This is a genomic window from Leptolyngbya sp. FACHB-1624 (assembly GCF_047649235.1).
Taxonomy (GTDB): Bacteria; Cyanobacteriota; Cyanobacteriia; order Leptolyngbyales; family Leptolyngbyaceae; genus Leptolyngbya; species Leptolyngbya boryana.
This window is the reverse complement of sequence record NZ_CP180258.1, coordinates 2,913,447-2,939,471: the sequence shown is the minus strand read 5'-3', so window position 1 is coordinate 2,939,471 and position 26,025 is coordinate 2,913,447. Positions and strand designations below refer to the sequence as shown.

General features: G+C 46.5%; 27 protein-coding genes and 1 tRNA gene. 17 read left to right on the top strand and 11 right to left on the bottom strand.

Annotation, left to right across the window (positions count from 1 at the left end; all coding sequences use genetic code 11):
- Positions 1 to 136: 136 nt before the first annotated feature.
- The 4 genes from ACMUEV_RS13705 to ACMUEV_RS13690 are packed head-to-tail and all read right to left on the bottom strand — an operon-like array spanning position 137 to position 3,620.
- The gene (locus tag ACMUEV_RS13705; RefSeq protein WP_017288552.1) at positions 137 to 811 is read right to left on the bottom strand and encodes a response regulator transcription factor; all 675 of its coding nucleotides are present in this window, start codon (positions 809 to 811) and stop codon (positions 137 to 139) included.
- On the bottom strand, positions 811 to 2,211 hold the full coding sequence (locus ACMUEV_RS13700; RefSeq protein WP_190648100.1) for a sensor histidine kinase: 1,401 nt from the start codon (positions 2,209 to 2,211) through the stop codon (positions 811 to 813). Before ACMUEV_RS13700 ends, ACMUEV_RS13705 begins: the two co-directional genes overlap by 1 nt.
- Before the next feature lie 19 nt (positions 2,212 to 2,230).
- Positions 2,231 to 3,172 carry a cytochrome c biogenesis protein CcdA gene (locus ACMUEV_RS13695; protein WP_190648098.1) on the bottom strand — a complete coding sequence of 314 codons (942 nt, stop codon included), beginning with the start codon at positions 3,170 to 3,172 and terminating at the stop codon, positions 2,231 to 2,233.
- The gene (locus ACMUEV_RS13690; RefSeq protein WP_190648097.1) at positions 3,144 to 3,620 is read right to left on the bottom strand and encodes a thioredoxin domain-containing protein; all 477 of its coding nucleotides are present in this window, start codon (positions 3,618 to 3,620) and stop codon (positions 3,144 to 3,146) included. The genes ACMUEV_RS13695 and ACMUEV_RS13690 overlap by 29 nt, the downstream gene beginning before the upstream one ends.
- Positions 3,621 to 3,794: 174 nt before the next feature.
- On the opposite strand from ACMUEV_RS13690, the gene ACMUEV_RS13685 reads away from it, so the two are divergent.
- Positions 3,795 to 5,048, top strand: a complete 1,254-nt coding sequence (locus ACMUEV_RS13685) for a hypothetical protein (RefSeq protein ID WP_190648095.1) — start codon at positions 3,795 to 3,797, stop codon at positions 5,046 to 5,048.
- Between the two features lie 121 nt (positions 5,049 to 5,169).
- Here the strand turns inward: ACMUEV_RS13685 and ACMUEV_RS13680 are convergent, their stop codons facing one another.
- Entirely contained in the window at positions 5,170 to 6,375 is a 1,206-nt protein-coding gene (locus tag ACMUEV_RS13680; RefSeq protein ID WP_190648093.1) for a SpoIID/LytB domain-containing protein, read from the bottom strand.
- 158 nt (positions 6,376 to 6,533) lie between these two features.
- Between ACMUEV_RS13680 and ACMUEV_RS13675 the strand changes: the two genes are divergently transcribed.
- The 3 genes from ACMUEV_RS13675 (at position 6,534) to ACMUEV_RS13665 (ending at position 9,115) form a co-directional block, all read left to right on the top strand.
- On the top strand, positions 6,534 to 7,658 hold the full coding sequence (locus ACMUEV_RS13675) for a ribonuclease Z (protein WP_415354775.1): 1,125 nt from the start codon (positions 6,534 to 6,536) through the stop codon (positions 7,656 to 7,658).
- 167 nt (positions 7,659 to 7,825) lie between these two features.
- A complete protein-coding gene (locus ACMUEV_RS13670) occupies positions 7,826 to 8,806 on the top strand; it encodes an ABC transporter ATP-binding protein (RefSeq protein ID WP_190648091.1) in 981 nt (326 codons plus the stop codon).
- Positions 8,807 to 8,842: 36 nt separating this feature from the next.
- On the top strand, positions 8,843 to 9,115 hold the full coding sequence (locus tag ACMUEV_RS13665; RefSeq protein ID WP_190648089.1) for an HNH endonuclease: 273 nt from the start codon (positions 8,843 to 8,845) through the stop codon (positions 9,113 to 9,115).
- A gap of 41 nt (positions 9,116 to 9,156) precedes the next feature.
- Here ACMUEV_RS13665 and ACMUEV_RS13660 read toward each other — a convergent pair whose 3' ends face one another.
- Positions 9,157 to 10,032 (bottom strand): DUF2267 domain-containing protein, encoded by an 876-nt coding sequence (locus ACMUEV_RS13660; RefSeq protein ID WP_190648087.1) that lies wholly within the window; start codon positions 10,030 to 10,032, stop codon positions 9,157 to 9,159.
- 216 nt (positions 10,033 to 10,248) lie between these two features.
- On the opposite strand from ACMUEV_RS13660, the gene ACMUEV_RS13655 reads away from it, so the two are divergent.
- Positions 10,249 to 10,716, top strand: coding sequence for a YbjN domain-containing protein (locus tag ACMUEV_RS13655; RefSeq protein ID WP_190648085.1), 468 nt, complete (start codon positions 10,249 to 10,251; stop codon positions 10,714 to 10,716).
- A 100-nt stretch (positions 10,717 to 10,816) separates the two neighbouring features.
- Here the strand turns inward: ACMUEV_RS13655 and rpiA are convergent, their stop codons facing one another.
- The 3 genes from rpiA to ACMUEV_RS13640 are packed head-to-tail and all read right to left on the bottom strand — an operon-like array spanning position 10,817 to position 13,519.
- Positions 10,817 to 11,521 carry a ribose-5-phosphate isomerase RpiA gene (rpiA, locus tag ACMUEV_RS13650; protein ID WP_190648083.1) on the bottom strand — a complete coding sequence of 235 codons (705 nt, stop codon included), beginning with the start codon at positions 11,519 to 11,521 and terminating at the stop codon, positions 10,817 to 10,819.
- Between the two features lie 39 nt (positions 11,522 to 11,560).
- Entirely contained in the window at positions 11,561 to 12,466 is a 906-nt protein-coding gene (locus tag ACMUEV_RS13645; protein ID WP_190648081.1) for an outer membrane beta-barrel protein, read from the bottom strand.
- A gap of 18 nt (positions 12,467 to 12,484) precedes the next feature.
- On the bottom strand, positions 12,485 to 13,519 hold the full coding sequence (locus ACMUEV_RS13640) for a hypothetical protein (protein WP_190648079.1): 1,035 nt from the start codon (positions 13,517 to 13,519) through the stop codon (positions 12,485 to 12,487).
- Between the two features lie 205 nt (positions 13,520 to 13,724).
- Here ACMUEV_RS13640 and ACMUEV_RS13635 point away from each other — a divergent pair, with 205 nt between their 5' ends.
- The 11 genes from ACMUEV_RS13635 to ACMUEV_RS13585 all read left to right on the top strand — a co-directional run bounded on the left by ACMUEV_RS13635 (position 13,725) and on the right by ACMUEV_RS13585 (position 22,538).
- On the top strand, positions 13,725 to 13,925 hold the full coding sequence (locus ACMUEV_RS13635) for a heavy-metal-associated domain-containing protein (protein WP_017288566.1): 201 nt from the start codon (positions 13,725 to 13,727) through the stop codon (positions 13,923 to 13,925).
- Positions 13,926 to 14,116: 191 nt separating this feature from the next.
- Positions 14,117 to 14,659 (top strand): pyridoxamine 5'-phosphate oxidase family protein, encoded by a 543-nt coding sequence (locus ACMUEV_RS13630; RefSeq protein WP_190648078.1) that lies wholly within the window; start codon positions 14,117 to 14,119, stop codon positions 14,657 to 14,659.
- 211 nt (positions 14,660 to 14,870) lie between these two features.
- Entirely contained in the window at positions 14,871 to 16,019 is a 1,149-nt protein-coding gene (locus ACMUEV_RS13625; protein WP_190648076.1) for an esterase-like activity of phytase family protein, read from the top strand.
- 59 nt (positions 16,020 to 16,078) lie between these two features.
- The gene (locus tag ACMUEV_RS13620) at positions 16,079 to 16,669 is read left to right on the top strand and encodes a chromophore lyase CpcT/CpeT (RefSeq protein ID WP_190648074.1); all 591 of its coding nucleotides are present in this window, start codon (positions 16,079 to 16,081) and stop codon (positions 16,667 to 16,669) included.
- 169 nt (positions 16,670 to 16,838) lie between these two features.
- Positions 16,839 to 17,990 carry an NAD-dependent epimerase/dehydratase family protein gene (locus ACMUEV_RS13615; protein ID WP_017288574.1) on the top strand — a complete coding sequence of 384 codons (1,152 nt, stop codon included), beginning with the start codon at positions 16,839 to 16,841 and terminating at the stop codon, positions 17,988 to 17,990.
- Positions 17,990 to 18,286: a hypothetical protein gene (locus tag ACMUEV_RS13610; RefSeq protein WP_017288575.1), complete on the top strand. Its 297-nt coding sequence runs from the start codon at positions 17,990 to 17,992 to the stop codon at positions 18,284 to 18,286. The genes ACMUEV_RS13615 and ACMUEV_RS13610 overlap by 1 nt, the downstream gene beginning before the upstream one ends.
- 9 nt (positions 18,287 to 18,295) lie before the next feature.
- Complete coding sequence (locus ACMUEV_RS13605; protein ID WP_190648072.1) at positions 18,296 to 19,423, top strand: glycosyltransferase family 4 protein; 1,128 nt, start codon at positions 18,296 to 18,298, stop codon at positions 19,421 to 19,423.
- The gene (locus ACMUEV_RS13600; protein WP_190648070.1) at positions 19,407 to 20,900 is read left to right on the top strand and encodes an RluA family pseudouridine synthase; all 1,494 of its coding nucleotides are present in this window, start codon (positions 19,407 to 19,409) and stop codon (positions 20,898 to 20,900) included. Before ACMUEV_RS13605 ends, ACMUEV_RS13600 begins: the two co-directional genes overlap by 17 nt.
- A 106-nt stretch (positions 20,901 to 21,006) precedes the next feature.
- Positions 21,007 to 21,079 (top strand) — tRNA-Thr (locus ACMUEV_RS13595).
- A gap of 114 nt (positions 21,080 to 21,193) precedes the next feature.
- Positions 21,194 to 21,502: a hypothetical protein gene (locus ACMUEV_RS13590; protein ID WP_190648068.1), complete on the top strand. Its 309-nt coding sequence runs from the start codon at positions 21,194 to 21,196 to the stop codon at positions 21,500 to 21,502.
- Positions 21,503 to 22,298: 796 nt separating this feature from the next.
- Positions 22,299 to 22,538 carry a hypothetical protein gene (locus ACMUEV_RS13585; RefSeq protein ID WP_348251630.1) on the top strand — a complete coding sequence of 80 codons (240 nt, stop codon included), beginning with the start codon at positions 22,299 to 22,301 and terminating at the stop codon, positions 22,536 to 22,538.
- A gap of 458 nt (positions 22,539 to 22,996) precedes the next feature.
- Here ACMUEV_RS13585 and ACMUEV_RS13580 read toward each other — a convergent pair whose 3' ends face one another.
- The gene (locus ACMUEV_RS13580) at positions 22,997 to 24,808 is read right to left on the bottom strand and encodes a hypothetical protein (RefSeq protein ID WP_190648062.1); all 1,812 of its coding nucleotides are present in this window, start codon (positions 24,806 to 24,808) and stop codon (positions 22,997 to 22,999) included.
- 186 nt (positions 24,809 to 24,994) lie between these two features.
- Here ACMUEV_RS13580 and ACMUEV_RS13575 point away from each other — a divergent pair, with 186 nt between their 5' ends.
- Positions 24,995 to 25,429 carry a 3'-5' exonuclease gene (locus ACMUEV_RS13575; RefSeq protein ID WP_190648061.1) on the top strand — a complete coding sequence of 145 codons (435 nt, stop codon included), beginning with the start codon at positions 24,995 to 24,997 and terminating at the stop codon, positions 25,427 to 25,429.
- A gap of 63 nt (positions 25,430 to 25,492) precedes the next feature.
- Here ACMUEV_RS13575 and ACMUEV_RS13570 read toward each other — a convergent pair whose 3' ends face one another.
- A complete protein-coding gene (locus ACMUEV_RS13570) occupies positions 25,493 to 25,993 on the bottom strand; it encodes a hypothetical protein (protein ID WP_190648058.1) in 501 nt (166 codons plus the stop codon).
- Between the last annotated feature and the right edge of the window lie 32 nt (positions 25,994 to 26,025).

The window sequence follows — 26,025 nt, the reverse complement described above, 5'->3', positions numbered from 1 at the left end:
AATTAGCCATGATTGCGATCGCTGTTATTTAAGCAGAAATGTGTTGGTAGCAGCGATCGTGCTTTATATGAACATGCTCATCTTTCAAGCGCTCCAATCTTGATAGATTCCAACAGATTCGACTGCTGAAGTATCCTCATACCCGAAGTCGGTAGCCGACTCCTCGAACGGTTTCGATCGTTTCACTTCCCAATTTTTTTCGCAATTGTTTGATGTAAGCATCGATGATGTTCGAGCCGGGATCATAGGTGTATCCCCAGACTCGATCAAGTAGTTGTTCCCGACTCATCACCTGCATCGGGTGACGGAGAAATACCTCGGCTAAGGCAAATTCTTTAGAAGACATTTCGATTAAGGTGCTGCCTCGCCAAACCTGCCGCGTGAGCAAATCCAGCACAATTTCGCCCGCTTGAAACGTTGTTTCTTTGCCTGCTTTACTTTTGAGAATCACGCTATCTCTCAATTGCACTTTCACACGGGCAAGGAGTTCTGTAAATTCAAATGGTTTAGTCACATAGTCATTCGCCCCGCCCTCTAAGGCTGCAACTGTATCTTCCACTTCATCCTGTGCTGTGAGCACAATGATTCGCAGTCGTTCACCTCTACCCCGTACTTCTTCCAAGACTTGCCAGCCGTTTTTCCCTGGAAGTCCTAAGTCTAAAATGAGTAAGTCAAAATCATGACTGTGTGCCATACCGATCGCTTCATGCCCATTGGTTGCGATCGTGCAAGTAAATCCATTTGCTCGAAATCCCTTCTCTAAAAAGGCTGCAATTCGCGATTCATCTTCTGCAATTAAGATCCGATTCATCAATGCGTTCCTCGCAGCGGCAGTGTGATTGTAAATGTCGAACCTTCTCCAAGTCGGCTACAGAGATCGATATGACCTTGATGAGCTTTGATAATAGCTTGTACGATCGATAATCCCAAACCTGACCCTTCAGATCGTCGCTCGCTATTTGACCCACGTGCAAATCGATCGAAAATTCGAGCTTGATCATCGAGATCAATTCCTTCACCCGTGTCTCTGACCCAAAATCGGGCGGTTTCTTCAACGATCGCAGAACCAATTGCAATCACATCGCCTTTTTGCGTGTACTGGCTTGCATTCTGAGCGAGATTGAGAACAGCTTGGGTGATGCGTTGTCGATCGCAGAAAACTTCTCCTGTTCCAACCGATTCAAGTTTCCAGCTTCGATCTGCCAATGCCTCAGCTTTCGCAAAAATTTCTTCTGTTAAGGTTGCGACATCATAGTGATCTGCTCGTAAGAAGTTCGGACGCTCAATTCGCATCAACAAGAGTAAATCACTGACAAATCGATTCATCCGTTTGAGTTCGTCTCGGACAAGCGCGATCGTTTCTCGGCGCTCCTCTGGATCGTCTCCGAGTAATTCTAGATGTCCTTGAATGATGGTGATCGGCGTTCGCAGTTCATGGCTTACGTCTTTGATGAAATCTTGCTGGCTTGTGAATGCGGCTTGAAGTCGATCGAGCATTTGATTAAACGTCAGCGTGAGTTCAGCAATCTCGTCTTTTCCTTGAACTGAAAGCCGTTGAGTGAGATCCGTTTCGCTGATGTTTCGAGCCGTTTCTGTCACTTGGCGCAAAGGAGACAGGATTTTTCCAGCCGTGAGCCACGCGATCGCGCTAAACAAAATCAGCCCAACTAAAGTCACTTGCACGACAAGTCTCAGCGTTAGCTCTGCCATGTGATACTGCATCGTTGCATCATGCACCGCAATAATTCTTCCTGGTTGCCCATTCAGCGGACGCATAACTGAGACGAGATAACCATCAAGCTGCTGAGGAGCATTTTCAGGGAGTTGCTTCCAGCGATCGAGTACAGCTTGGTTGTTTTGGACAAATTGCGCGGATTGTGGAGTATGGAGAATTTGACCTTTGGAGAAGACCAGTAGATAACGGTTTGGAGTCGAAACTTGACGGCTTGAGAAGGTTTGAATCGCTTGCGTTAGCGCTTCTGGATTGGAAGGTTGAACGCTAGACTGCTCAAATGCTTGAATGTCTCGTTGAAGTTGTCCGCCTAGCTCTTTCTGAGTCGAGTCGCAAAAGATTTTATACGTCGCATAAACCGAAACAAAAGTAATACTAGCCGTCAGTAGAAAGTACCAAGCCAAAATCCGCGATCGCACACCAACAAAGCTCTGCTGCTTTCGAGACTGTTTCATTGCAACCCGTCGATGATGCGACATTTGGATTTTACCTCAAATTTTACAGAAACCAATGAATTCCGCTCACCAGATAAAACCCGCCTGCAAGAATCAAGGCTGCACTCCCGAGACGAACAACCCATTCAGAATGCTGAAGTAAAGCGCGGCTCTGTTTGACCAAACCTGTGTAGAGACTCGCAAAGAAAATTACGGCTGTATACCCGATCGCATAGCTCACCATCGTAACCGTACTGATGAATTGCGATCCGGTTGCGGCTCCTGCTGCTAAGACTGCAAACAAGACAGGACTAGAGCAAGGCGAGCTAATTAAAGCAAATGTTACTCCTACGCCATAGGAACCTGCACTCGATACTGAAGGATTCAACTTAGGGAGAGGTAAGTGAAATAGACCTGCAAAGCTGCACCCCATGAGAAAAATCAACGTCCCTACTGCAATATTGATATATCCTCGAAAATCAACCAGCACAGCCGTTGCAAATGACGAGAACAATCCCAGTAAGCTAAAAACTGTGATCACTCCAAGCGTAAAGAGTCCTGCTTTCGTTGCGGCATCTCGACGTGAATGAATATTGAGTGTTCCGATATAGCTGAGATTGACAGGAAGCAATGAGAGTACACAAGGCGAAATACTCGCAAGTAAACCACCCAAAAATGCAAGTGGAATCAACACGAAAGCATTACTCAGATTTTGCTGCTGAAACCATTGGTAATAGGGATTTTCAATTTGAGAAACCCACTGTCCTAGTAACTCATAGAGGCTGCCAAAGTGAGGCGCAATCAGTGCGAGTCCAACAGCACTCAAAAACAATGCAGTGTAAAAGAAAGCGCTTGACGTTACACATTGTTTGAGACGATCAAGGCGAGACGGTTTTTTCGATAAGGTCATGGCAAATTCTTCTCCAGATTTCAAGGATGTTGGTCGGAGTTTCCGTAAGACTCCGACCTCTGAAATTTCATCGCTGGCGGACTTGAGTGATGGCATTGTCGATCGCCTTCACATAAGCTTGAGTGTCGAAGTTCTTGCGAAATGTCTGGATGACTTGACCATTTTTTGGATTAATCAGCGCGATCGTTGCTGTTTGCGACTTGTTCGCAGCAAAGAAGTTTGACAGTCCCAATTCTCGTGCTTTGGCTTCTGAGGCTTGAGTCTTCCCGCGATCGGTCACATCTAAGATCACAAAATTTGCCCGACCTTGATACCGCTGTTGCAATGAAGTCACAATGGGGGCGAGTGTTTTGCACGCGGGACACCAATCCGCATGAATTTGAACGAGTATCGGTTTATCTTGAGCCGTAGGAGATTGAGCCTGAACAGGTTGGATGATACTCGGCGGTTGACTGAGCGAATCAGAAGAACGAGTCAGCAGATTGAATGCGATCGCGCTGCCACCAATTCCTAGAGCAATCAAAGGAATGAGATACTTTTTCATAAATCGTTGTTTCCCGTGAGTTGAAGGTTTCAGTTGCCTCACAGGTTCTACTATCGGACTCGGGGATGAATGACAAATGAACGGTTTATGAAAGATCTTTCATGTTCTCAAAACCGTCAATTTTTCAAAGATCTATACTGAGAGAAGAGAAGTCCGACATAGGGAAATCAGCGAATGTCAGCCACACCAAATGCCGCGATTTTAAAAGCGATCGAATCTCTCAACTATCGCGCCACCGTTGGGGATGTCGCGTCGCAAGCAGGCTTAAACATCAATCTGGCAGAACAAGGATTGCTTGTCCTCGCATCTCAAGCGGGCGGACATTTGCAAGTTGCTGAATCCGGAGATGTGGTCTACCAGTTTCCGAAAAATTTTCGCAGTATTCTGCGTGAGAAAGATGCGCGCTTGCGCTGGCAAGAACGCTGGGAAAAGATTTGGCGAATTCTGTTTTACCTGATTCGGATTTCCTTCGGGATTGTTTTAGTTCTGTTAATCCTCGCTTCATTTCTAGCAATTCTTGCCATTACGATCGCAGCAAATTCTTCGCGCGATGATAACAATGGCGGCGGTTTTGATATGCCGAATATCTGGTTTAGTCCCGATTTCTTCTGGATTTTCACACCAGATTACAACCAGCGTCGTCCAACCCGCGAAAAGAGTGAATTAAATTTCCTCGAATCAATTTATTCCTTTTTATTCGGAGATGGCAACCCGAATGCGGATTTAGAAAATCGACGTTGGCAAGCGATCGCAGCAACAATCCAGACTCATCAAGGCGCAGTAATTTCAGAGCAAATTGCCCCGTATTTAGACGATTTGGGGACGCAATCCGAGCAAGAATACGAACAGTACATGCTGCCCGTGTTGGCGCGCTTTGATGGTCGTCCTGAAGTCAGTCCAGAGGGACAATTTATCTATCAATTTCCATCGCTTCAAACAACGGTGGCACGTGAAGAGCGGCAATGGTTGCCAGCATTTTTGCGCGAGTCGCTTTATCAGTTTAGTCAGGCGAGTTCTGGACAAATTACTTTAGCGATCGGGCTGGGTGTAACGTTGCTGGTTCTCGCACTCGTGCTGACGGCGATCGTCAGTGGAGGTGCGCTTAAAATCCTTGCCTTTCTCTCGCTCGGCTATAGTGCCGCATTTCTCACTATTCCAGCGATTCGATATTTCTGGATCAAAGGGCGAAATCAGAAAATTTTGACCCGAAATCACGATCGCGAATCTCGTGCGAACTTCCTCGCTCAAGCAAGTTCAATGCTTCAACAAAAGCTCGCCTATGCGCGTGGATTTGCGGCGAAGCATGTGATTCAAGAATCGGATGTGATTTATTCGAGCGATCGCGATTTGATTGAACAAGACATTGATCGATCAGCGCAAATCGATGCAGAATGGCAGCGCCGTTTAGAAGGTCGATCTCAACCCTAAACAATTGAGGAGTTAGAGTTTTTCAAGAACTCTAACTCCTCGAAAGGCAACAAATTTTACTATTCAGGCGATGTGCGACTTTTTCATGTCCTAGCAGTTGAAAGTTACACATCGCCCACGATTATTGGTCAGTTTTAATGGTTGTCACTCCAGCGCCACCTCGGTAATATTCCGCCAAGATTTGCAGATAAGTCTTACCCTGACGTGCCATGTTGTAAGCTCCCCATTGGCTCATACCGACACCATGACCAAATCCTCGACCATTCACCACAAATTGCATTGAAGGTTTGCCACCTGCTTTGCTCGCTGCCAATTGTTGAGGGTTAAATGCGAATAAGGTACTTCTCAGATTCAAAGCACTTTGAATTCTTTCACCGGAAACCGTGACCGTTTTACGATCGCCCACAATTCTCATTTCTCGAACTCGTCCACAAGCGGTTGCCCGCACTGGAATCACTTGTTGAACCGTTCCCACCCCAAAAATATTGCCAAGTTCAGTGGCAGAAAGCGTCTTTGACCACTCACTCACAGGTGTGCCTTTATCAAAGTCGTTCTTAACCATTTGTAGGTAAGGACGCGACGATGACCAAACGTTTTCAGAAGGTTCTGTACAGCCCCCGGCAGAGGAATGGAAATACGCTTCCACCAATCGACCATTGTGAACTAAAACTTGTCCTGCCGTTTCGGCAACTGCTTGCAGTGTGCCTTGCGACTCAGTTTGCAGCCCTTTATAAACCTGAGAGGTCTGAGTATCGTAGAGATCGTAAGGTTTTCCCGCCCGAATCGATGACTCACGTCTTTCTAAGGCATAACTCCGAGCCGTTACAGCTTGAGCCTTGAGCGCTTCTTTCGGCCAGTTGCCATTCATTTCTGCGCCCAAGACGCTGAGCAAATACTGCTCTAATTCAACATTATTTACAACGGTCAAACTGCCACCTGAAGCAATCAGCCGCACAGTGCCGCGATACCAACGATTGCCAATCCAGACTACACCGTTATCTTTCGGTCGAATCGTAAGGGCACCGGATCGCCATTTGTCTAATGCCACTTGACCATTTTGTGCCTGTGCAGCAAAACCGTTCATGCCTTGGATTTCGCCTAGCAACGTTGTCTCAGCCGCATCTAACACTTGAGCATTGGTCGAACTGCCGACAGTAATTTGCGAAACGCCATTCTCGATCGCGACTCTTAAATTCACAGTCTCTCTTGCCTCAGCAGGCATGAAGGGCACTGCCCAAAGTAAGAGCGCAAAACCCCAAATTTTCGGACGATTTAGTTTTGCGGCTAGAGACGAAAGGGGCGATCGAAAATTCATTTGATTAACCATATTGCTACGGGTTTTCACTAACAACAAACAGCGGTCACACGAGGCTATCTGGATCAATCTGCCACGATTTCTCGAATTTCTAACATTTGTTAATATATGTCACTTCGTCTCGGCTGTAATCCGGATCACGGAAACCACATGAAATTTTCATCGGTTCTTTGGCTCTGACCGCCTCGGTTACAGGCAAGTTCCTGTGGCAGTATGAAGATAGTGTATTGAGTTCAGGTGAGTCGGCTTTGCAGATCACATTTTTGGGAACGAGTTCTGGTGTACCCACACGATCGCGGAATGTCAGCGCGATCGCGCTACGATTGCCGCAGCGGGCTGAAGTTTGGCTATTTGATTGTGGAGAAGGCACGCAGCACCAGTTTCTGCGCAGTGATTTGCGAGTCAGCCAGATTCGTCGAATTTTTGTCACTCACGTGCATGGCGATCATATTTTTGGCTTAATGGGATTGCTGGCAAGCTGTGGACTTGCTGGAAATCCTCAACAGATCGATATTTATGGGCCACCGGATCTCGATCCCTATCTCAAAGCCTGTAAACGCTACTCGCAAACGCATTTTTCTTATCCTGTGAAGTTTCATCCAGTCAGCCCAGGACTGGTGTTTGAGGATGAAGAATTTACAGTGACCTGTCAGTTGCTGAAACATCGGGTTCCGGCTTTTGGCTATCGCATTACTGAAAAAGATCGTCCAGGACATTTCAAGGCTGAGCTTGCCAAAGAATTAGGGATTCCTTCCGGCCCAATTTATGGAAAGTTGAAGCGCGGAGAAACGGTCACGCTAGAAGACGGGCGAACGATCGATGGCAGAATTCTTTGCGGTGAGCCAGAAATTGGGCGAAAGGTTGTTTATTGTACGGATACTGTTTTTTGTGAAAGCGCGATCGAACTGGCTCAAGGTGCAGACGTACTAATTCACGAAGCGACCTTTGCCCATCAAGATGCCGAGATGGCATTTCAACGGCTGCATTCAACTTCGACAATGGCAGCGCAGACGGCATTACTCGCTCAAGTGCAGACTTTGATCATGACGCATTTCAGCCCGCGATATGCGCCGGGAAATGCGATCGGTATCAACGATCTTCTCGATGAAGCACGAGCAATTTTTCCGAATACAGAACTCGCCTCGGATTTTTGGACGTATGAAGTTCCGAGACGAATTGCTGCGACTAAAACCAGCCCAGCGGAATCATCTCGATCGGAGCCGGAAGCATCTCGCCTCGAAAGTCCAACAACTGCACCAGCAGCAAGTAGCCCACGCCCAAAATCAAAGAAATAATTCCAGTCATCACGGCGACAAATTTCGATCGATTCATCATCATTTCCCCAAGCTTCTAAACAAAGTTTACAAAATATAGAAGTATCGAGTCGCATGATCGCAAAAAATGCTGAAGCGGGAATTGTAAAGAGTGATTAAATGGCTACTCAGTAGTGATCGAGGCACTTATGGATTCTGCTGTTGCAACTCGCCTTCAACTTCCCACGATCGAACGCTCAATCGCGCTTCAGACCTACGAACTCAGTAAGACTTACCGCACTGGGTTCTGGATGAATAAAAAAGTGAAATCTCTCAATTCTGTCAGTCTCACAGTATACGAGGGAGAGACGTTTGGACTGCTCGGACAAAATGGAGCCGGAAAAACTACTTTACTCAAAACGCTGCTTGGCATTGTCCGCCCCACTTCAGGACGCGCCATGATTTTAGGTGCATCTTTGGGCGATCGTGCTGTCAAACAGCGGATTGGATATCTGCCTGAAAATCCTTATTTCTACGATTATTTAACGGGTTGGGAAATTCTCAACTACACCGGAGACTTGTTCGGAATTGAGCGATCGCGCCAAAAGAAACGCATTCCTGAGCTGTTAGATCTCGTCGGTCTCGCTCAATCTGCGGCGAAGAAGAAACAGTTGCGGCAATACTCGAAAGGAATGCTACAACGCATCGGTATGGCACAAGCATTAATCAACGATCCCGATTTAGTCTTTCTCGATGAACCGATGTCTGGACTCGATCCGCTCGGTCGCTATCAGATGAGAGAGATTATTGTGTCGCTCAAAGCTCAGGGCAAAACTATCTTCTTCAACAGTCATGTGCTATCCGATGTAGAGAAAATCTGCGATCGCGTTGCTTTACTTGCTCAAGGCGAACTCATTGCCCTAGGTTCGATGCAAGAACTCCTTGGAACGGCTGAAAAATATTATGTGATGGTGAAAGGCGGCAGACCAGAAATGTTGCAGCCGTGGCTGCCAGACATGGAGTTTCAGGATGGGCTTTGGTCAGGACATCTCAACGGTGCAGCAGCCGATTTTATCGACAGTCTAGCTTTGATGAATGCTCAGCTAATTTCGATGTCGTTGGCTCGTCCATCGCTCGAAGAATTTTTTGTCAAGCAATTGCGCGATCGTGGCATCCATTCAAGTTCGTGAGCGCTAGGCTAGAAGAAAGTTACTGTTTCTAGCTTCATGCACTGTCAGCTTTGCGATCGCGATGTCCCCGCACTTACTGAACACCATCTAGTTCCCAGACAGCATACCAAACGCAAAAAACTTGATCCGGGTGAAACGATCGAGATTTGCCCTGCCTGCCATCGCCAAATTCATACTCTATTCGACAATCGCCAACTGGCTCAAGAACTCAATACGGTTGAGCGCTTGAAGTATGATCCAGCGATGTCGAAATTTTTGGCGTGGGTGAGGAAGCAGAATCCCGATCGTAAGGTGAGAGTTAAGCAGTAGAGGGGTGGGGAGTAGAGGCCTACTCCCCACCCCCTATCTAATTAAGCCGTCTCCCACAAGCGACGAATTTCATCCGGCAAGAAACTTGCAACCTCTTGAATTCGCTCCTGTGATAGCTCATCTTTCGTTGCTGAAAAGACTGCTGAAACAACTTGCTCTGGTGACGTATTCGGCTGCAGTCCTCCTTCTTGTCTGACTCGGAACAAGAAAGTCTCTGACTTAATCTTCAACGGTGGACGGATATGACTGAGGAAATGCACGATCGGATTGGTATCCTCCCACAAATCGGAAACTTCCGTTGCTAGTGGAGTCGCCGTGTAAAGCGTTCTGTCAGGATTCCCTTCATCGAGAGGAACATGTAACTCTTCTGAAACATGCTCAACTGCCTCATTCGTCATCATGTCTCGCATGGTTCGGAAAACAACTTCCGTCACATCGCGTGCATCATAGAGGTCAGAAAATCCGCCTTTGAGCGCTACTTTTTCAAGGAATGGCGTATCTTTTGTCGCGATCGGAACAGTTGTCCCAGATTGCAGAGATTCAGGCGGCTTAGCTTCCATTTCTTCGAGCATTTTCCGACCTTTCTCAGTCAGTTCAGCTTTTTTGAACTCAATCAGATGAGGCAACGGACCATCTGCTGCGCCATATGTATTGGCAATTCTCAAACCAAACTCTTCGCGATCGACAACATTCGGTACATCATCCTGGTTTCCATAAGCATTTCCAGAAAATTCAGCATTGATGTACTGGCGTTGATTGAGAAAATCTAAATGTCCTAGCAGATCAACGGGAGTCAGCTTGATCCCTGCAAAATCAGTTTCATCAAATTTCACCGGATCAGGCCCTGGCCCTTGATCGCTCTCGTCGATTTTTTTCAGCATGATATAAACCACGTCATCCCGGATGGCGATCGGCATAATAATTCTCCTTTATCGCTTAGCCTCTCAACTATTCCGCGATCGACCAAATCCTTTCATCTCTCAGGTGAAGCATTTGCTATCTCTACCAATAGACAGACAAAATGGTTCAAACCTTGGTTTCCCTGCTAAAAGTAAAGAAATCCCCAAGACTAGGGCAATCCCTATCAGGAAACGCTACCGTAACTCTAAACTGGACTCTAGACCTATTTGCTTATGGAAACTTACCAACCTGATCTCGAAACTGAAACGCCTGAAGAAGCTGCGATTACAGGGGTCAAGCTTATAGAAGTGATTGAAACTGTCATTGGTAGCTTGGATCAAAACAAGAGCGCAATGGTGAGCCACAGTGAGGGCAGCTCTGTATGGAAATTCAAATACGGCAGCGTAGAAACATTTGTGCAACTGACCGGAACTTCTGACGATGATGCATTTTCTGTTTGGGCACATATTCTGAATCTTCCCGTCCAAAACGAGCCGCAATTGATGCGAAAGCTACTTGAGATGAATTGGCTCAGTACGTTTGAAGCTCATTTTGCGATCGTCGATTCCAAAGTCGCAGTCGTTTCTTCTCGAACTGTTGCAGAGCTATCTCCTGGCGAAATTTCTCGGCTGATCACAATTGTGGCAACGATCGCTGATGATAACGATGATGCTTTGCAAGCAGAGTTTGGAGCAGCCTGATTTGATATCGGCTAGTTGTTTGTCAAGTTGAAAATGGTGGGGAGTGGGGAGCAAGAGCCATTGCTAGTTTTCTCCCTATTCCCCTACTCAATCTAACCGTTTAAAACTCTCTCACACTCGGCTGTCCATCTTTGACTTCGCCCACCATAATGATGTCTGCTACACCGACGAACAAGCCGTTTTCTAGCACACCGGGAAGGTTATTCAACGTCTTTTCTAGCTCGGCGGGTTGATCAATGCGATCGAACTTCACATCAATAACGAGATTGCCTTGATCCGTGACAACCGGACCTGCTTTCTTCACGCCCATGCGAAGCTGAGGCTTACCGCCTAGTTTCTCGATCGCTTTCATCACCGGAGTTACTGCCATCGGTAACACTTCAACCGGAAGCAAGAACGTTGAACCCAAGTGATCCACCAATTTGCCGCTATCGACAACCACAATGAATTGGTCGGCTAAACTATCGACAATTTTTTCTTGAGTGTGAGCGGCACCGCCACCTTTGATCAGATTTTTTTGCGGATCTACCTCGTCTGCACCATCGATCGCGATATCAATTTTCTCGACTTCATCCAAAGTGACCAAAGGAATTCCGTACTGACGCGCTAAAACGATCGCTTGAAACGAGGTGGGAATTCCCCTGATATTTTGCAGATCGCCAGATTGAAGCCGTTCTCCGATCGCCTGAATCGCATAAGCAGTCGTAGAACCAGTCCCCAATCCGACGATCGAATTGGATTGGACTTTGGCAGCAGCGGCATAACCGACTTGCTGTTTCATCAATGTTACGGGGTCTGCGTTCATGATTGGTTTCGATAAAAAAGTTTCCAATCATTCACTCTACTAGAAGAGGGGCAGGTTAAAGCCCAAACTCAGCCCGAATGACAGATTGTTTATATCGATCGCAGCATTTGACGATCGTCCAAACAAATACGACGCAGATCCGGCTAAAAATACATCTGGATTAATGTTGTAAATCACGATCGCACTAATCTGATGTTTGGTATCTGAACGAGAAACGCCTTGCGTAAAATTCTTAAACGACAAGCGATAATCTAATGCGCCCTGCACTTGCGGTGAAATGTCATAGCGCAATCTTGTACCGATCGTATTGGTAATCCGACTGTCTTCACTTGGCTTCGTAAAGCTCGATCGAAATTCATAAAACGAATCGAGTCGAGCTTGCTTGCCTAACTGATCTTGCCGTCCCACAATCAACTGCACCGCATTATCTCGCGTCAGCAAATCGCCACTCCCTGGACGGCGCAAGGTGTCTTGCACCCATCCCAACTGTCCGAATGTTCCAGGTGCAAGTCTTTGTTGTACTGCAATGTTGTACTGCTCAATGTTGTAGTTAGAATCGCCTTCAGATGCAAATCGGACAATTCCACCGCCTGCTGAGGCAATTAGTCTGGTATTCTCGCCGAGCTTGGGTGTGATGAGCAGGTGAGCCGTATTCGTGAAAACAGTATCAGATTGTTTCAGGGCTTCAAGTGCAGTGATATTGGAGCTAGAAAACACCGACGATCGCACAAGCAACTGCACATCCGGTTGACGAGGAGGTTGAGCAGGTCGATCGATGATTTCAATTTCTCCGAGTTCAGATTGAGTATCTTCGGGGTCGAGGGGTTGAATATCGTCTGTCGGCGCACGATCGAGGGGAGAAGACACTGGATCAGGTTGGGCAAAACTAGGAGAAATCGTTCCTAGCGTTGCCAAAATTGTCAGCACAGCGAGAATGTAGCGCATTGGAATTTACCAAGTGAATTAATTAGGGCGAACGAAGACAGGAACGCCAACTGGAGAATTGGGATTGGTGTTGGGATTGGTGTTGGGATTAGTATTGGGATTGGTGTCGGGAGTGATGGGTGGAGTGGTTGGCACAACGACATCTACAGGCGGTTGCCGTTCAGGTCGAGGCGTGGTGACATCGCGCCGATCTTGAAAGTCTCGCAGCGGATCGTCAGAATCGGTTGTGATGCAATTTGTGCTGAGCGTGCTTGCTCCTCCCCGAGCATTTAATGTGCAAAGTCCTTCGAGTTTGCGCGCTTGCAGATTTAACGCTGAGATCGTGGCAACGCGCACTAAATTCAAAGTAGCTTGAACTTTCGCAGGCTCTTGAGCAATCAGGCTTTCTTGAGCAGGTGCTAACCCTGCCGAAAGTGAACTCGTCTGATAAAACTTTCTCAAGTCAAAGGTATTAATTTTCCCAATCACGCCATTTTGTACTGTTACGGTTTCTCCACCATTAATCACAATGAAGTTGCCTTTATTGTCTAAAATCTTGATTGGATTATTCGTGAGATTGAAAAACTGAGTTTTATTGTTTGCACCATCGACGTGAACTACCATGGCTAAACTGCGAGTCTGGTATTGCTCGCTGGTTGGAGGAGCATCGATCGCGCTTGGAGGTAATTCTGCGATCGCACTTCCATCTAATGTCTCAATCCGCGTTGCAACGGTAGTCGGCGGACTCATGATCAAAGCGGTTCCATTACGCAACTGAAACCCGCGCATTCCGGGGATAAATCGGAAAATTGCATTTGAACCAATTCGGGCGAGAGAGCCTTCATTAAAAAGGAGTTCGGCTCTCGATCGCGTTGCCGTTTTAATTGCATCTTGGGGCACTAATACATCAGAGAGTCGAGCTGGACGTGCCGGACGATTGCGCTGAAGCAATTGCGCTTGATTCGTGAGTTTGTAGACTTCACCCCGAGTTAAGAGAGCGGAGGAGGCTTGCACGGGAAGAACACAGGCGAACGCGAGAAAACTTGCCGCAACGATGCCACGTTGAATCGTCATAACAGGATTACCAATTGAATTGATCCATAAAATTTGAATAGGGAGCAGTCGCAAAAAATATGCAGTCAAGCCGTAGTTCTGTTATCCGCTATCTTGGGAATTCGATCCGGAAAGTGAAATACTCTGCAACAAAATCTATCTGTAGCGAGGGATAACTTTGCTGAGAGTTCAACAGGATAGAGAGCGTCGATATGGATAAATAACTATGGCACTCAAACTACACGTTCCGACTCTTAATAGCCCTGAAGCTGCACAAGATATTAAAGACACGATTTTGACACACGAACCTGACGCAAAAGTAGATATTAATCTGGAGCAAAAAACAGTCACGGTAGAAGGAAAAGCCTCAGAAGAAACCTTCAAACAGGCAATCACGGCAACGGGTCATCAAATTAGTGGATATTAAGGTGATTCTGCTTGAGTTGTAAAAGCTAGAAAGAGTGGGGAGTGGGGAGTGGGGATTATTAAGAAAATCACACTCCAGACCTCGCTTTACAACTGATTTAGGTCTAACACCATGCTCATCAGCTCTGAATAAGAGCGATTCATTTCCAGAAAAATGATAAGGTTTGAATCGCTCCTCAGTCATTTAATTCAATGGCAAAGTTTTATCCGGAACTGACCGAATCTCTTCAGGAATTTATCCAGGCACAGCATATTTTCTTTACTGCAACTGCGCCGATTCAAGGACGAATTAATCTCTCTCCAAAAGGCATGAATTCGTTTCGATGTTTGGATGCTCATACAGTTGCTTATTTGGATCTCACGGGGAGTGGAAATGAAGCGAGCGCTCACTTGATCGAGAATGGGCGGATGACGATTATGTTTTGCAGTTTCGCCGAGAAACCGATGATTCTGCGGCTCTACGGCACAGGCTGTGTCATTCGCCCTAGAGATCATGATTGGCAGGATTTTTATTCATTATTTGAGCCGATACCAGGGGCGCGACAGGTGGTGAAGGTTTCTCTGGAGGCAGTGCAAACGTCTTGCGGATTTGGCGTTCCCCTGTATGAGCATTTGGGCGATCGAGAAACGCTCGTCGATTGGGCAGAGAAGAAAGGAGAAGCTGGAATTCAACAGTATTGGCACGATAAAAATCAGGTCAGTATTGATGGTTTGCCAACCCATATTCTGAGCTAGTTCAGCAAGTAGTAGTTCACTACAATCAATTGGATAAGGGGATGGGAAGATAGGAAGCAATCAGAGCTTGGTTCTCTCCATCTCTTCACTCCGCAAAATGAACACGGTGAAATAGTAATCAGCCAATGCGCTGTACGATCGAGACAGACAAATTCAAACACTCTGAGCTATCCGCGCTAAAGTGAAACAGGAATTTTCAAGGGAAAGATCAATGCGTCGCTGGGTTTCTTGGATCGCGATCGTCTGTTGTTTTCTCGGTTTGACTGGATGCAGTCTGCCCCAGGTCAAAGCAGAAGATCGACTGTTTTTGCCGTTGCAAGTGGAATTCTTGGGCAGCCATACCTTGTCTGATAAGCAATTTCAAAATACGGCAGTCGGAGGACTCTCAGGGATTACTTACGATCGTAAAAATGATCTTTATTATGCGGTCTCAGACGATCGCAGCGATCGCAACCCTGCACGGTTTTACACGCTGAAATTGAACATCGATTCAACCCCGCGCCTGCAATCTGTTGAAATTCAAAACGTCACAACCCTGAAAGATGAGAACGGGGAGCCGTTTCAGAACAATACGATCGATGCTGAAGCAATCTCCTTGTCTCCTCAGAAAACCGTCTTCATTTCCAGCGAAGGTGCAGCGAATCAAAGCATCTCTCCCTTTCTTGGAGAATTCGATCTACAAACCGGACAACTGAAGCGAAAACTAAAACTGCCAGACGCTTATTTTCCAGATGAATTAGGGATCAAACAAACGCGCGGTATCCAAAATAATCGTGCGTTTGAAGCGATGTCACTCAATGCAGGGGCTGCGACTGCACCACCCGCTGAACCCTATCGCCTATTTGCAGCGCTGGAAGCTCCCCTGGTTCAAGATTTATCCTTACCGAACCGCAGCGAAAGCGTTTTGAATCGAATCTTGCACTATCAGTTTATCGGCGATCGCGCTGCTCTGATTTCTGAACATGCCTACCCGCTCGATCCCAAACCCTCAAATACGATCGAATACGGATTGACCGATTTACTCTCGATCGACCAGGGCGGACACTTTTTGAGTTTAGAGCGATCTCTAGGACTCGGCGGATTTCAAGCGAAACTGTTTCAAGTCGAAACTGGAACCGCCAGCGATACTTCCAGGATCGAAACATTGCGCGATGCGACAGGCGTACAAACCGCGCGCAAAGAGTTGCTCCTAGACCTCAATACGTTAGGTGTACGGCTCGATAATTTAGAAGGCATGACTCTGGGAGCACGATTCCCGGATGGCTCTCAGAGTCTCATCTTGGTGAGCGACGACAATTTCAATGGACTCGTGCAAATTACACAGTTTCTCCTCTTTCGACTGACAGGGTTAAAAGGCTAAGTCTTTGTCCCACGCAACGTTCTACAATTTAAGTCGCACGTCTTTTATATATAAATCGCATGTCACACTCTACCGATATCGCCACCCTAGCGCGCTGGATGGCAGCCGATTTTAGCAATCAACAACAGGCATTTGAAAATCCGCCCATGTATGCTCACATTCGAGTGTGTATGCGCCCGTTGCCCTTTGAACTGCCCGGTGGGATTGGATTTTTTGTCGAACAGGCATACGATTACATGCTCAATGTCCCCTATCGGTTGCGCGCCTTGAAATTAGTGGCACACGCCGATCATATTGAAATTGAAAATTATCACGTGCGCGATGAAGAAAAATTCTACGGCGCATCCCGCAACCTCGATCGCCTGAAAGAACTCAGCCCCGACCAGTTTGAGAAAATGCCGGGATGCAACATGATCGTGCACTGGACAGGCAGCAGTTTCAAAGGCAGCATCGAACCCGGCAAGGCTTGTATGGTCACTCGCAAAGGGCAAGAAACCTATCTCGATAGCGAATTTGAAATCAACGAATCGTGGTTTACCAGTCTCGATCGCGGGCGTGACCCACAGACCGATGAGCAAGTTTGGGGATCGGTTGCAGGACAGTTTGAATTCGTTCGCTGGGCGAGTTTTGCCGATGAAATCCGAGTATGACGTGATCTAGGATACTTAGACCGAGTGAAAAAATAATTCCCAGGATAGAGATTTTCCTTGAGTAGCGCGGTTTAGAGTGAGATTCACTCTAAGTCGTTGCTAGAAGCGATCTTCTGAGTGCCGAAACCTGATAGATTTGGCAAAGTATCGGCAGAAAAGATTGAGCAAGATGAAAGTCCTAGTAATTGGTGGTGATGGCTATTGTGGATGGGCAACTGCCCTCTACTTGTCCAATCGAGGTCATGAGGTCGGCATTCTCGATAGCTTAGTGCGACGGCATTGGGACAATGAATTATGCATTGATACCCTCACCCCGATCGCACCAATTAAACAACGCTTGCAACGCTGGAAAGACATTACCGGAAAGACGATCGATCTTTTCATCGGCGATATCACAAATTACGAATTTCTCAGCAAAGCGATGGATCAGTTCCAACCGGATGCGATCGTGCATTTCGGCGAACAGCGGTCTGCCCCGTTCTCGATGATCGATCGCGAACATGCCGTTCTGACTCAAGTCAATAACGTCGTCGGAACGCTGAATTTGCTCTACATCATGAAAGAGCGCTTCCCCGATTGTCATTTGGTCAAACTCGGGACAATGGGCGAATACGGTACGCCGAATATCGACATCGAAGAAGGCTACATTACGATCGAGCACAACGGACGCAAAGATACCCTGCCCTATCCGAAGCAGCCCGGCAGCATGTATCACCTCAGTAAGGTGCATGACTCGCACAATATCCATTTTGCCTGTCGGATTTGGGGCTTGAGAGCCACTGATTTGAATCAAGGAATCGTCTACGGAGTCTTGACCGAAGAAACTGGCATGGATGAGATGCTGATTAACCGTCTCGACTATGACGGCGTATTTGGAACAGCGTTGAATCGATTCTGTATTCAAGCAGCGATCGGACATCCGCTAACCGTTTATGGAAAAGGCGGACAGACTCGTGGATTCCTGGATATTCGCGATACGGTGCGCTGTGTAGAACTCGCAATCGAGACTCCAGCACAGCCCGGAGAATTCCGCGTCTTCAATCAATTTACTGAACTGTTTGGCGTAGGCGAAATTGCCAGCATGATTCAGAAAGCAGGGTCATCCATGGGCTTGAAAGTTGATGTTCAAAACTTTGACAATCCTCGAATTGAAAAAGAAGAGCATTACTTCAACGCGAAAAATACCAATTTGCTGGATTTAGGCTTGCAGCCTCACTATCTCTCTGACTCGTTACTCGATTCATTGTTGAACTTCGCGATTAAATACAAAGATCGCGTTGATCACGATGAAATTCTGCCGAAAGTGACTTGGAAGCGCTAATGAACCATCGAGGGCTGCTCTTATTACTGACCACGATCGTGCCTGGATTGAGTGCGATCGTCATTAGCACGTTCTATCTTTTTCCAGAATGGGCAGCCCTCGATCGCGCTTATCGCAACTATGAGCAATTGAGCCGAACTGGAGCCGGAGCGCGTGAACTCTCGATCGCTCAATCTGCCGAAGTACGTCATCGAATCAACTGCTTTGCAGAAGGACTCGGAGTGTTACTCGGTGGTGTGATTGTCGCGATTGGAGTTCATGGATTGTGTGGATTACCTGAGAAAACATCGAACTAAATTTTGAATATGCGGATTGCTCTATTTACAGAGACATTTCTTCCCAAAGTTGATGGGATTGTTACCCGACTCAAACATACTGTCGATCATCTGCAAAGACAGGGCAATCAAGTCCTTGTGTTCTCGCCTGATGGAGGTCTAACCGAATATAAGGGCGCAAGAATTCACGGCGTTTCAGGCGTTCCGCTCCCCTTATATCCAGAACTCAAGCTGGCTTTTCCGCGACCGTCGATCGGGGATGAACTCAATCGATTCAAACCTGATCTAATTCATGTCGTCAATCCCGCAGTGTTGGGATTAGCAGGCTTACTCCATAGCAAATTACACAATGTTCCGCTCGTTGCTTCCTATCACACCCATTTACCAGAATATCTTCAGCACTATGGGCTAGGTGCTTTAGAAGGTGTGCTTTGGGAATTGCTGAAAGCAGGACATAATCAAGCAGAAATCAATCTCTGCACCTCTACTGCCATGATGCAGGCATTGACCGAGCACGGGATTGAGCGCGTGAGACTGTGGCAGCGAGGAGTCGATACTGAAACCTTTCAGCCTCATTTAGCAAGTTTAGAAATGCGATCGCGGCTTTCTCAAGGTCATCCCGAAGCTCCATTGTTACTTTACGTGGGGCGGCTCTCAGCCGAAAAAGAAATCGATCGCATTAAACCTGTGCTCGAATCGATTCCCAATGCTCGCTTAGCTCTAGTTGGCGATGGTCCAAATCGGCAAGTGTTAGAAAAGCATTTTGCTGGTACTCATACGAATTTTGTGGGTTACTTAGCAGGTCAAGAGCTAGCTTCTGCCTTTGCTTCGTCTGATGCATTTGTTTTTCCGTCTCGGACTGAAACTTTAGGCTTAGTGCTGCTCGAAGCAATGGCAGCAGGTTGTCCAGTGGTCGCGGCTCGCTCAGGTGGAATTCCTGACATTGTGGAAGATGGCGTGAATGGCTATCTCTTCGATCCGACCGATGAGAATGGTGCGATCGTTGCCACGCGATCGCTCTTAGCTCAAACCGAAACGCGAGAAATGATTCGCCAAAATGCCCGCCATGAAGCAGAGCGTTGGAGTTGGTCATCTGCAACCAAGCAATTGCAGAACTACTATGAAGGCGTTTTAGCAAAACATGCGATCGCAGCTTGATCCTGATGGAGTTACCTATTGGTATGAGGGAATTTGTCCAAACTCAAATACTCTCCTACGACTACCACGCACAAAATTTGTCGAAGCGATCGCGCGTCAATTGATGCAAGATCTTCCAGCCTGCGAAGGTAAAATGTACGGCGTTTTACTAGCTCAGTCTGCTTCTGGAGAGCAACACATTCTCAAAGCCTTTTCTGGGTTACTGAATGGACAAAGCAGAGTTGAAGGTTGGGTTCCACCAATTCCAGGGCGCGATCGAGTGCAACTCGAAGAAGCCAGAACTCTCTCCCAACTCAACTCGATTCAGCAGCAATTAATTCAACTCTCTAGTATTCCTGAGCGTCAGCAGTACAAACTCCTAGAGACAGAATACAAGCAGAAACTTGAACAACTCTCAATCCTTCATCACCAACGCAAACTCGAACGCCAACAGCAACGACACAATCTAGATCTGACCTTTGAATTAGATGAGCAAAGCAAACGCGATGGCATTGAGAAACGCAATCTAAAACGCGATCGCGATTCACATCTCATTCCACTCAAACAAATCATTGATCAAGCTGATGAACAAATTCGTCAGCTTAAACAAAAACGTAAGCGACTCTCGCAGCAACTTCAAGCACAGATGCACGCTAGCTATCGAGTGAAAAATTTTGCTGGAGAAACGCGATCGCTCAGCGAGCTTCTCACCTCAATGCCCACGGGAACCGGAGAGTGCTGTGCGCCTAAGCTTCTACATTACGCTGCAACTCATGATTTAAAGCCGATTGCAATGGCTGAGTTTTGGTGGGGTGAACCGATGGGAGACAAAATTCCAGGACAATTCTATGGAGCCTGCGTGGAGCGTTGCCAGCCAATGCTCGGATTTCTGCTTGCTGGCACAAGTTCGATTGAGACAGTCTATCAGGATGATCACCTCGTTGTCGTCAATAAACCTGCCGGGTTGCTTTCCGTCCGAGGGCGATATGGGCAGGATTGTATTCTCGATCGCTTCTCTGAACCGCTCATCCCCGTACATCGATTAGATCAAGACACGTCTGGCTTACTGATTCTGGCGCGCGATTCACACAGCTACAAACACTTAAGCCAGCAATTTGAACAGCGCCAAATTCATAAAGTCTACACAGCGGTCTTAGAAAAAGAAATTGCTGAGTTAGAAGGTCAGATCGATCTGCCTTTATGGAGTGACCCCAGCGATCGTCCAAAACAGAAGGTCAATTATCAGTTTGGTAAACCCTGTTTGACCTATTTTCGCGTCCTGAGTTCATGCCAAGTTGAATTTCGACCGATTACTGGCAGAACGCATCAACTCCGGGTTCATGCAGCTCAAGGATTAGGATCAGCGATCGTCGGCGATCGACTGTATGGGAATTCACAAGGAGATCAACGCTTACATCTGCACGCACGAGATATTCGATTCACCCATCCGATCACAGGCGAAACGATCAACTTGACAACAAAAACGCCTTTTTTTTGAAAAAAGTGGTGCGCGATGCAAATCTTTTGTTACGATATACATCGCGCGCAGTAATATGAATTGATGGCTACTCAAGTCAATGATGTCTAATTGCTGAATCGTACACGCTGGTGTAGCTCAGTTGGTAGAGCAGCTGATTTGTAATCAGCCGGTCGCAAGTTCGAGTCTTGTCACCAGCTTTCTTCTAACCCATACCCTGTCAGGATCTCAGGCATTCTGAATATCCGGGAGTACCCCGGAATATGGCAGAATATACCCTATATTTTAGGGAAAGTTTAGGGAAGACAGGGTAAGTGGTTAAGGGTAAATTGACTGTTGAGGCAATCAATGAGCGGTTGAGATCCGCTAATGTTGGAGCGGCGGTTCGACAAAAGGGAAATCGCCTTTACCTGCGGGCGACCCTTCCCCCTAAGCCAAATTCTCATAAAATCCAGTTTCATCAACAGGATGTTTCGCTCAAAATTTATGCGAACCCCGCTGGTTTGGAAAGGGCAGAGGCAGAAGCGCGAAAATTGGGTGCGCTTATTGCCTGCAAGGAATTTGATTGGCAGTTGTATTTAGATCGTGAAGAAAATTCAGACATTGCTACGTGTCAAGCCTGAATTGAGAAATTTAAGCAGTATTGTCTAGATACTCAGTTAAAAGCCGAAACGCCTGAAGCTGCGGAAGTACTTTGGAGAAAACGCTACTATAATCCTGCTTTGAAGTGGCTACCTGCAACATCTGAATTAAGCCCATCTGCAATAATTTCAGTTGCTCAAAGATCGAAGCCAAACACGAGATCACGACAGATTGCTTGTACCGTCCTACGACAGTTTGCGAGATTCGCTCAAATTGAAGTCGATGTCGGACCTTACATCGGAAACTATAGTCCTAAGAAAGTCGTTAGAACGATTCCCACCGATAAGATTATTTCTCAAGCCATTGAACAGCTTCCTAACCCTGCTTAGAGATATCTTTACGCATTGATGGCAACCTATGGGCTTCGTGATCACGAAGTATTTTTTACTGAGCTTGAGTGGCGAGATAGTGAGTCCGGAGAACGGATTCTAGTCGCAAAAGTAACGGATGGTAAAACTGGAACACGAGAGGTCTAGCCATTCTATCCAGAATGGGTAGAACGATGGCAACTCTGGAATAAGAAGCTTCCTAAGCTTACTGCACGAATCAATCAGGATTATAGCGAACGAGTTTCCAGAACATTCAAACGCGCAGGAATTCCCTTTGTTCCCTATGATTTGCGTCATGCTTATGCAATTCGGATATCAGTAGTATTCAAGTTACCTGTCGCAGTGGCGGCTGCTTATATGGGGCATAGCCCAACAATTCATTGGCAAACTTATAATCGTTGGATTAGCAAGGAACAGCATCAACAGGTTTATGATGATGTGCTAAGAGATGAGGATAGACCTAAGCCGCCTTAGCCTGCCCGTCGCCGTTCAGGACGTTCAGAAAGCCTCTGCTGACATTTATCAATGTGAAATTGATAGCGAGGTAGTCTTGCTTGAGGCTTACGACGATCGCGAACTTCATGTCCCACTCGTAAAAGACCAGAACGAACCGCTTCCCTCAACTGCTCAGCGTCTTTTAGTCCCAACAGTTGATAAGCCGGATCGGTATCAAACCACTGGCGCGTAACAGGAACTTAAGAGGTGATTCCCAGACCTAACATTTCGGACAATACTGCACGCACTGCTTCTTTAAGCTGGCTTTCAGAGATATATTTCTCAGTCAAGATAGCTGCTCCTACAATCCTTATATTCTGCCAATCGAGATTATATTATAATATAATTAATCACATTATAATATAATATCAGCTAGTTTCTATGATTGCTTAGAAAGCAGCTTCGATTCGTTGTGACAACATGCAGTCGAGCCGGACTAATCAAGGTTTGGTTTCAAGTTCATCCTTCCAACCACACTCACATTCAGCGATCGACTCAGCGAGTTTTTGACCACAACAAGGACATTTCCCAGTGAAGAGAGGATGCCACATCAGAAGTTCGAGTTTTTCGGCTTTGGTGAAGCGGTCTAGAGGTTGAGAGATTGGTTCTCTTACGTAGAAGGATTCTTCGGTCATAAGTACTTGTACGCTTTTACGCGATATCGTCTTCTGAATTCGATGAGCATGAATCGCCCAAATGTTCAAGAATTTCGCGGGTTACTCCTGTTACGCCCCTATAGTTCAAATTCATTATCTCACCCCGCAGTGAACCGTTTTCCCTTAAATTAGACACCATTCCAGTTAATTCGTGTCCTACGTAGCGCGTAATTACAACTACTAAATCGCACTCAGAAATCTTTTTTTTGAGACGGCTTTGATCAATCGTCTTCTCAGAAAATGGGGGGATTTCGACAACGTTGTTTAGCCCAGATTTTTCAAGTCGAGACAATACACAGTTACGCATTCTTTGGTGTCCTCCCACGATCGCAATACGAAGATTAGACGAATCTAGCCCTGAACTATCCGGTGCTACCCATCGAGGAGGTTGATGGATGTGAGCAACCTTGAATTGGTTTTGAAGCCAGTCTAGCTGCTCTTGCAAATCCCAAACCTCGAATTGCAGGTCATCACGCTCATCAGAGATAGATTGACGTGTTTGTTCTAGCTGCTGAATGCATTGATTGAGTTGTTGGTTATCATCTTCGAGGCACTGTTCATAATCTCTTCCCCACCTTTGAGATTGTCTTGTTTCTTGGCTGGCAAGTTGTAACGTACTGAGTAATTGGGTAGATTGAATCATCTGAGTACGAGTAGCCTGAAGCTCAGTTTCTAGGGCAGTAGAATGCTCCATAGCTGCATTCCGTTCTTGAGAGAGAGCAGCGATGGAAGCATTTAGGGTTTGAATTCGGTTGCTCGATTCAGCTGCTTGTTGATTAGCAATTTTGAGATCATGACGTAAGCGCGTTAGGTTTTCAGCGGTTTTTGCATTCTCCTGTTGCTGAATACTAATTTGGTTCTGAAGCAGAACGATTGTTTCTAACTGCTCCCGTCCTTCAACTTTCGCTTGCTGTGCTTCTTCTAGCTGGAGTTCTAGATTTCTCAGATGCTCTACATTATGCTGCTGCTCTAATTCCGTTTGGATTAGCTTGTTATGATATTGAGCGATTACAGCTTCTAACTCTTGATTGCGCTTCTCTTGCTTTGCTCGGTATTGTTCTCGCTCTGACAAAAGAGAGGACTTTTCCTGTAATTGAACTTGAAGGTCTGATTGTACTCTCTGGGCATCGCGAAGAAGAGTTGCCTCCCGAACTCGTTTTCTATAAAGCAAAAACTCGACCAAGACCCAGACCAATAAAGCCACATTCAGAGACAGCATTGAATTCACAAAGTAAGCTTTATGAGTGCCACTCGTACTGAAAGGATTCTGTATCCAACGCCAATAATCATTTAGAAATGTGGGCGGAATACCGCGAACATAGTAAACGCGCCCAATAATTTGACCTGAGTTTCTGTTACCAGTTGCGTCCCGATTTTCTTCGTGTGGACTCTTAAAGCTTTTTTCCGTTTTTATTGGGGGTGGATTCATTAAGAAATCGTAGGAACTTTGAGGTAAGCTCTCCACCGTTAAGCTCGATCTCCACTGGTTCTTCGAGTTTGAAGCAAAAAGGATTTTTTGACCAGGGCATTCAGTTTGAGTCGTTGTGCAGTCTGTCACGACAAGTCCGAACAGCCCATAATTACTGTCCACAGTACGCTTTAGCTCGTCAGTGTCACCTTTCATTAAGGCTAATGACAACTTTGCAGGTGCTATGTGAGACAAAATATTAAGGTCAACTGTTTGAACCCGTCGTATTGTTCCATACCAGTAGCCCTGATAATCACTAGTATTGATTACTGTAGAAATTCCGAAACCTGTAGCGATTGCAGTCATCAAACGCCATAACGGACGAGTAGATCGTTTCATCCTAGGACTCCCTTAATCTGGCAGGGTGTGGCAAAGAACGCTCTCATATTGAAAATCAAATAACTAGTCGCATTTGCTACACTTAACCCCTCAGAATGACTGCATTACTACCCCATATCCGGAGATCCTAGAAAAAAGTTCAGTAATGTTTACAACCCACAATAATTCTGATTACCTCTTCCAAAATTGATTCGACTTCCCAGCTTTAGAAAAGAGACAGAATATTTGATCGATCGCGCGAAAAGCTTCAATGCTCAAGGAATCGCCTGGAACGAAATGGCGATCGTCTACCGCTCTAAATTCATGGGTGAAAATATTTACAGTGAGTTTGAACAGGTCGGCATTCCGATCGAATGGGTGAATCGTGACAGCGAGAGCCGCAATTACAATCCCACTGCTCAAAGCATCAAATTAGTAACAATGCACTCTAGCAAGGGATTAGAATTTCCGGTGGTCTTCGTTCCGGGTGTGGGATTTATGCCGACTAAAGATCGCTCCCCTGAAGAAGAAGCGAGATTGCTTTATGTGGCAATGACAAGAGCGATCGATGAATTGGTGATGACGTGCGATCGAGAGTCAGAATTTGTTCAAAGGGTTCAGGTTGCCATAAACCGAATCTAAGAGAGTTCAACAAAAAAGCCTGTGGAGTAGTAGATGCGATCTTTTCACAGGCTTTGAAGCAATTTAACGGGTTTCCCAGTGACCCTCAACCCAGCGACGACCAATGCCTAAAAAGCCGCGCTCGTAGTGTCCAGGAATCCAGACTCTACGAATATTTTGGCGATTTCGATCCCAGCGAGAATCGATAGGGCGATTTCGATCCCAGCGGACGTTATCACGACGATTCTGCTCCCACCGAGAATCATTCCGTCGAGAACCATCTTGCCGCCGAAGTTCATTCTTCCGAAGCTGCTCACGACGAATCGCCTCTCGTCGATCGCGATTTCGTCGATCCTCGTGTCGTTGATTGCGATTCCGATGATCTTTGTATTGCTGGTTGCGGTCACGTTGGTTATCGTAGCGTGGGTCGTTGTTCCACCGCTCGTCATGATCGTCGTATCGTTGGGCTACGACGACAGAGGGGTGTCTGTCAAGTTGATCAGTTGCCGATGCAGATCTAGTCAATGCAGCAGACATTCCGAAGGGCAGAGCAAACAGCACGATAGCAAGTTTGCGGTTCATCATCAAATACCCTCGCGAGACTTTAAGTTTGCAGA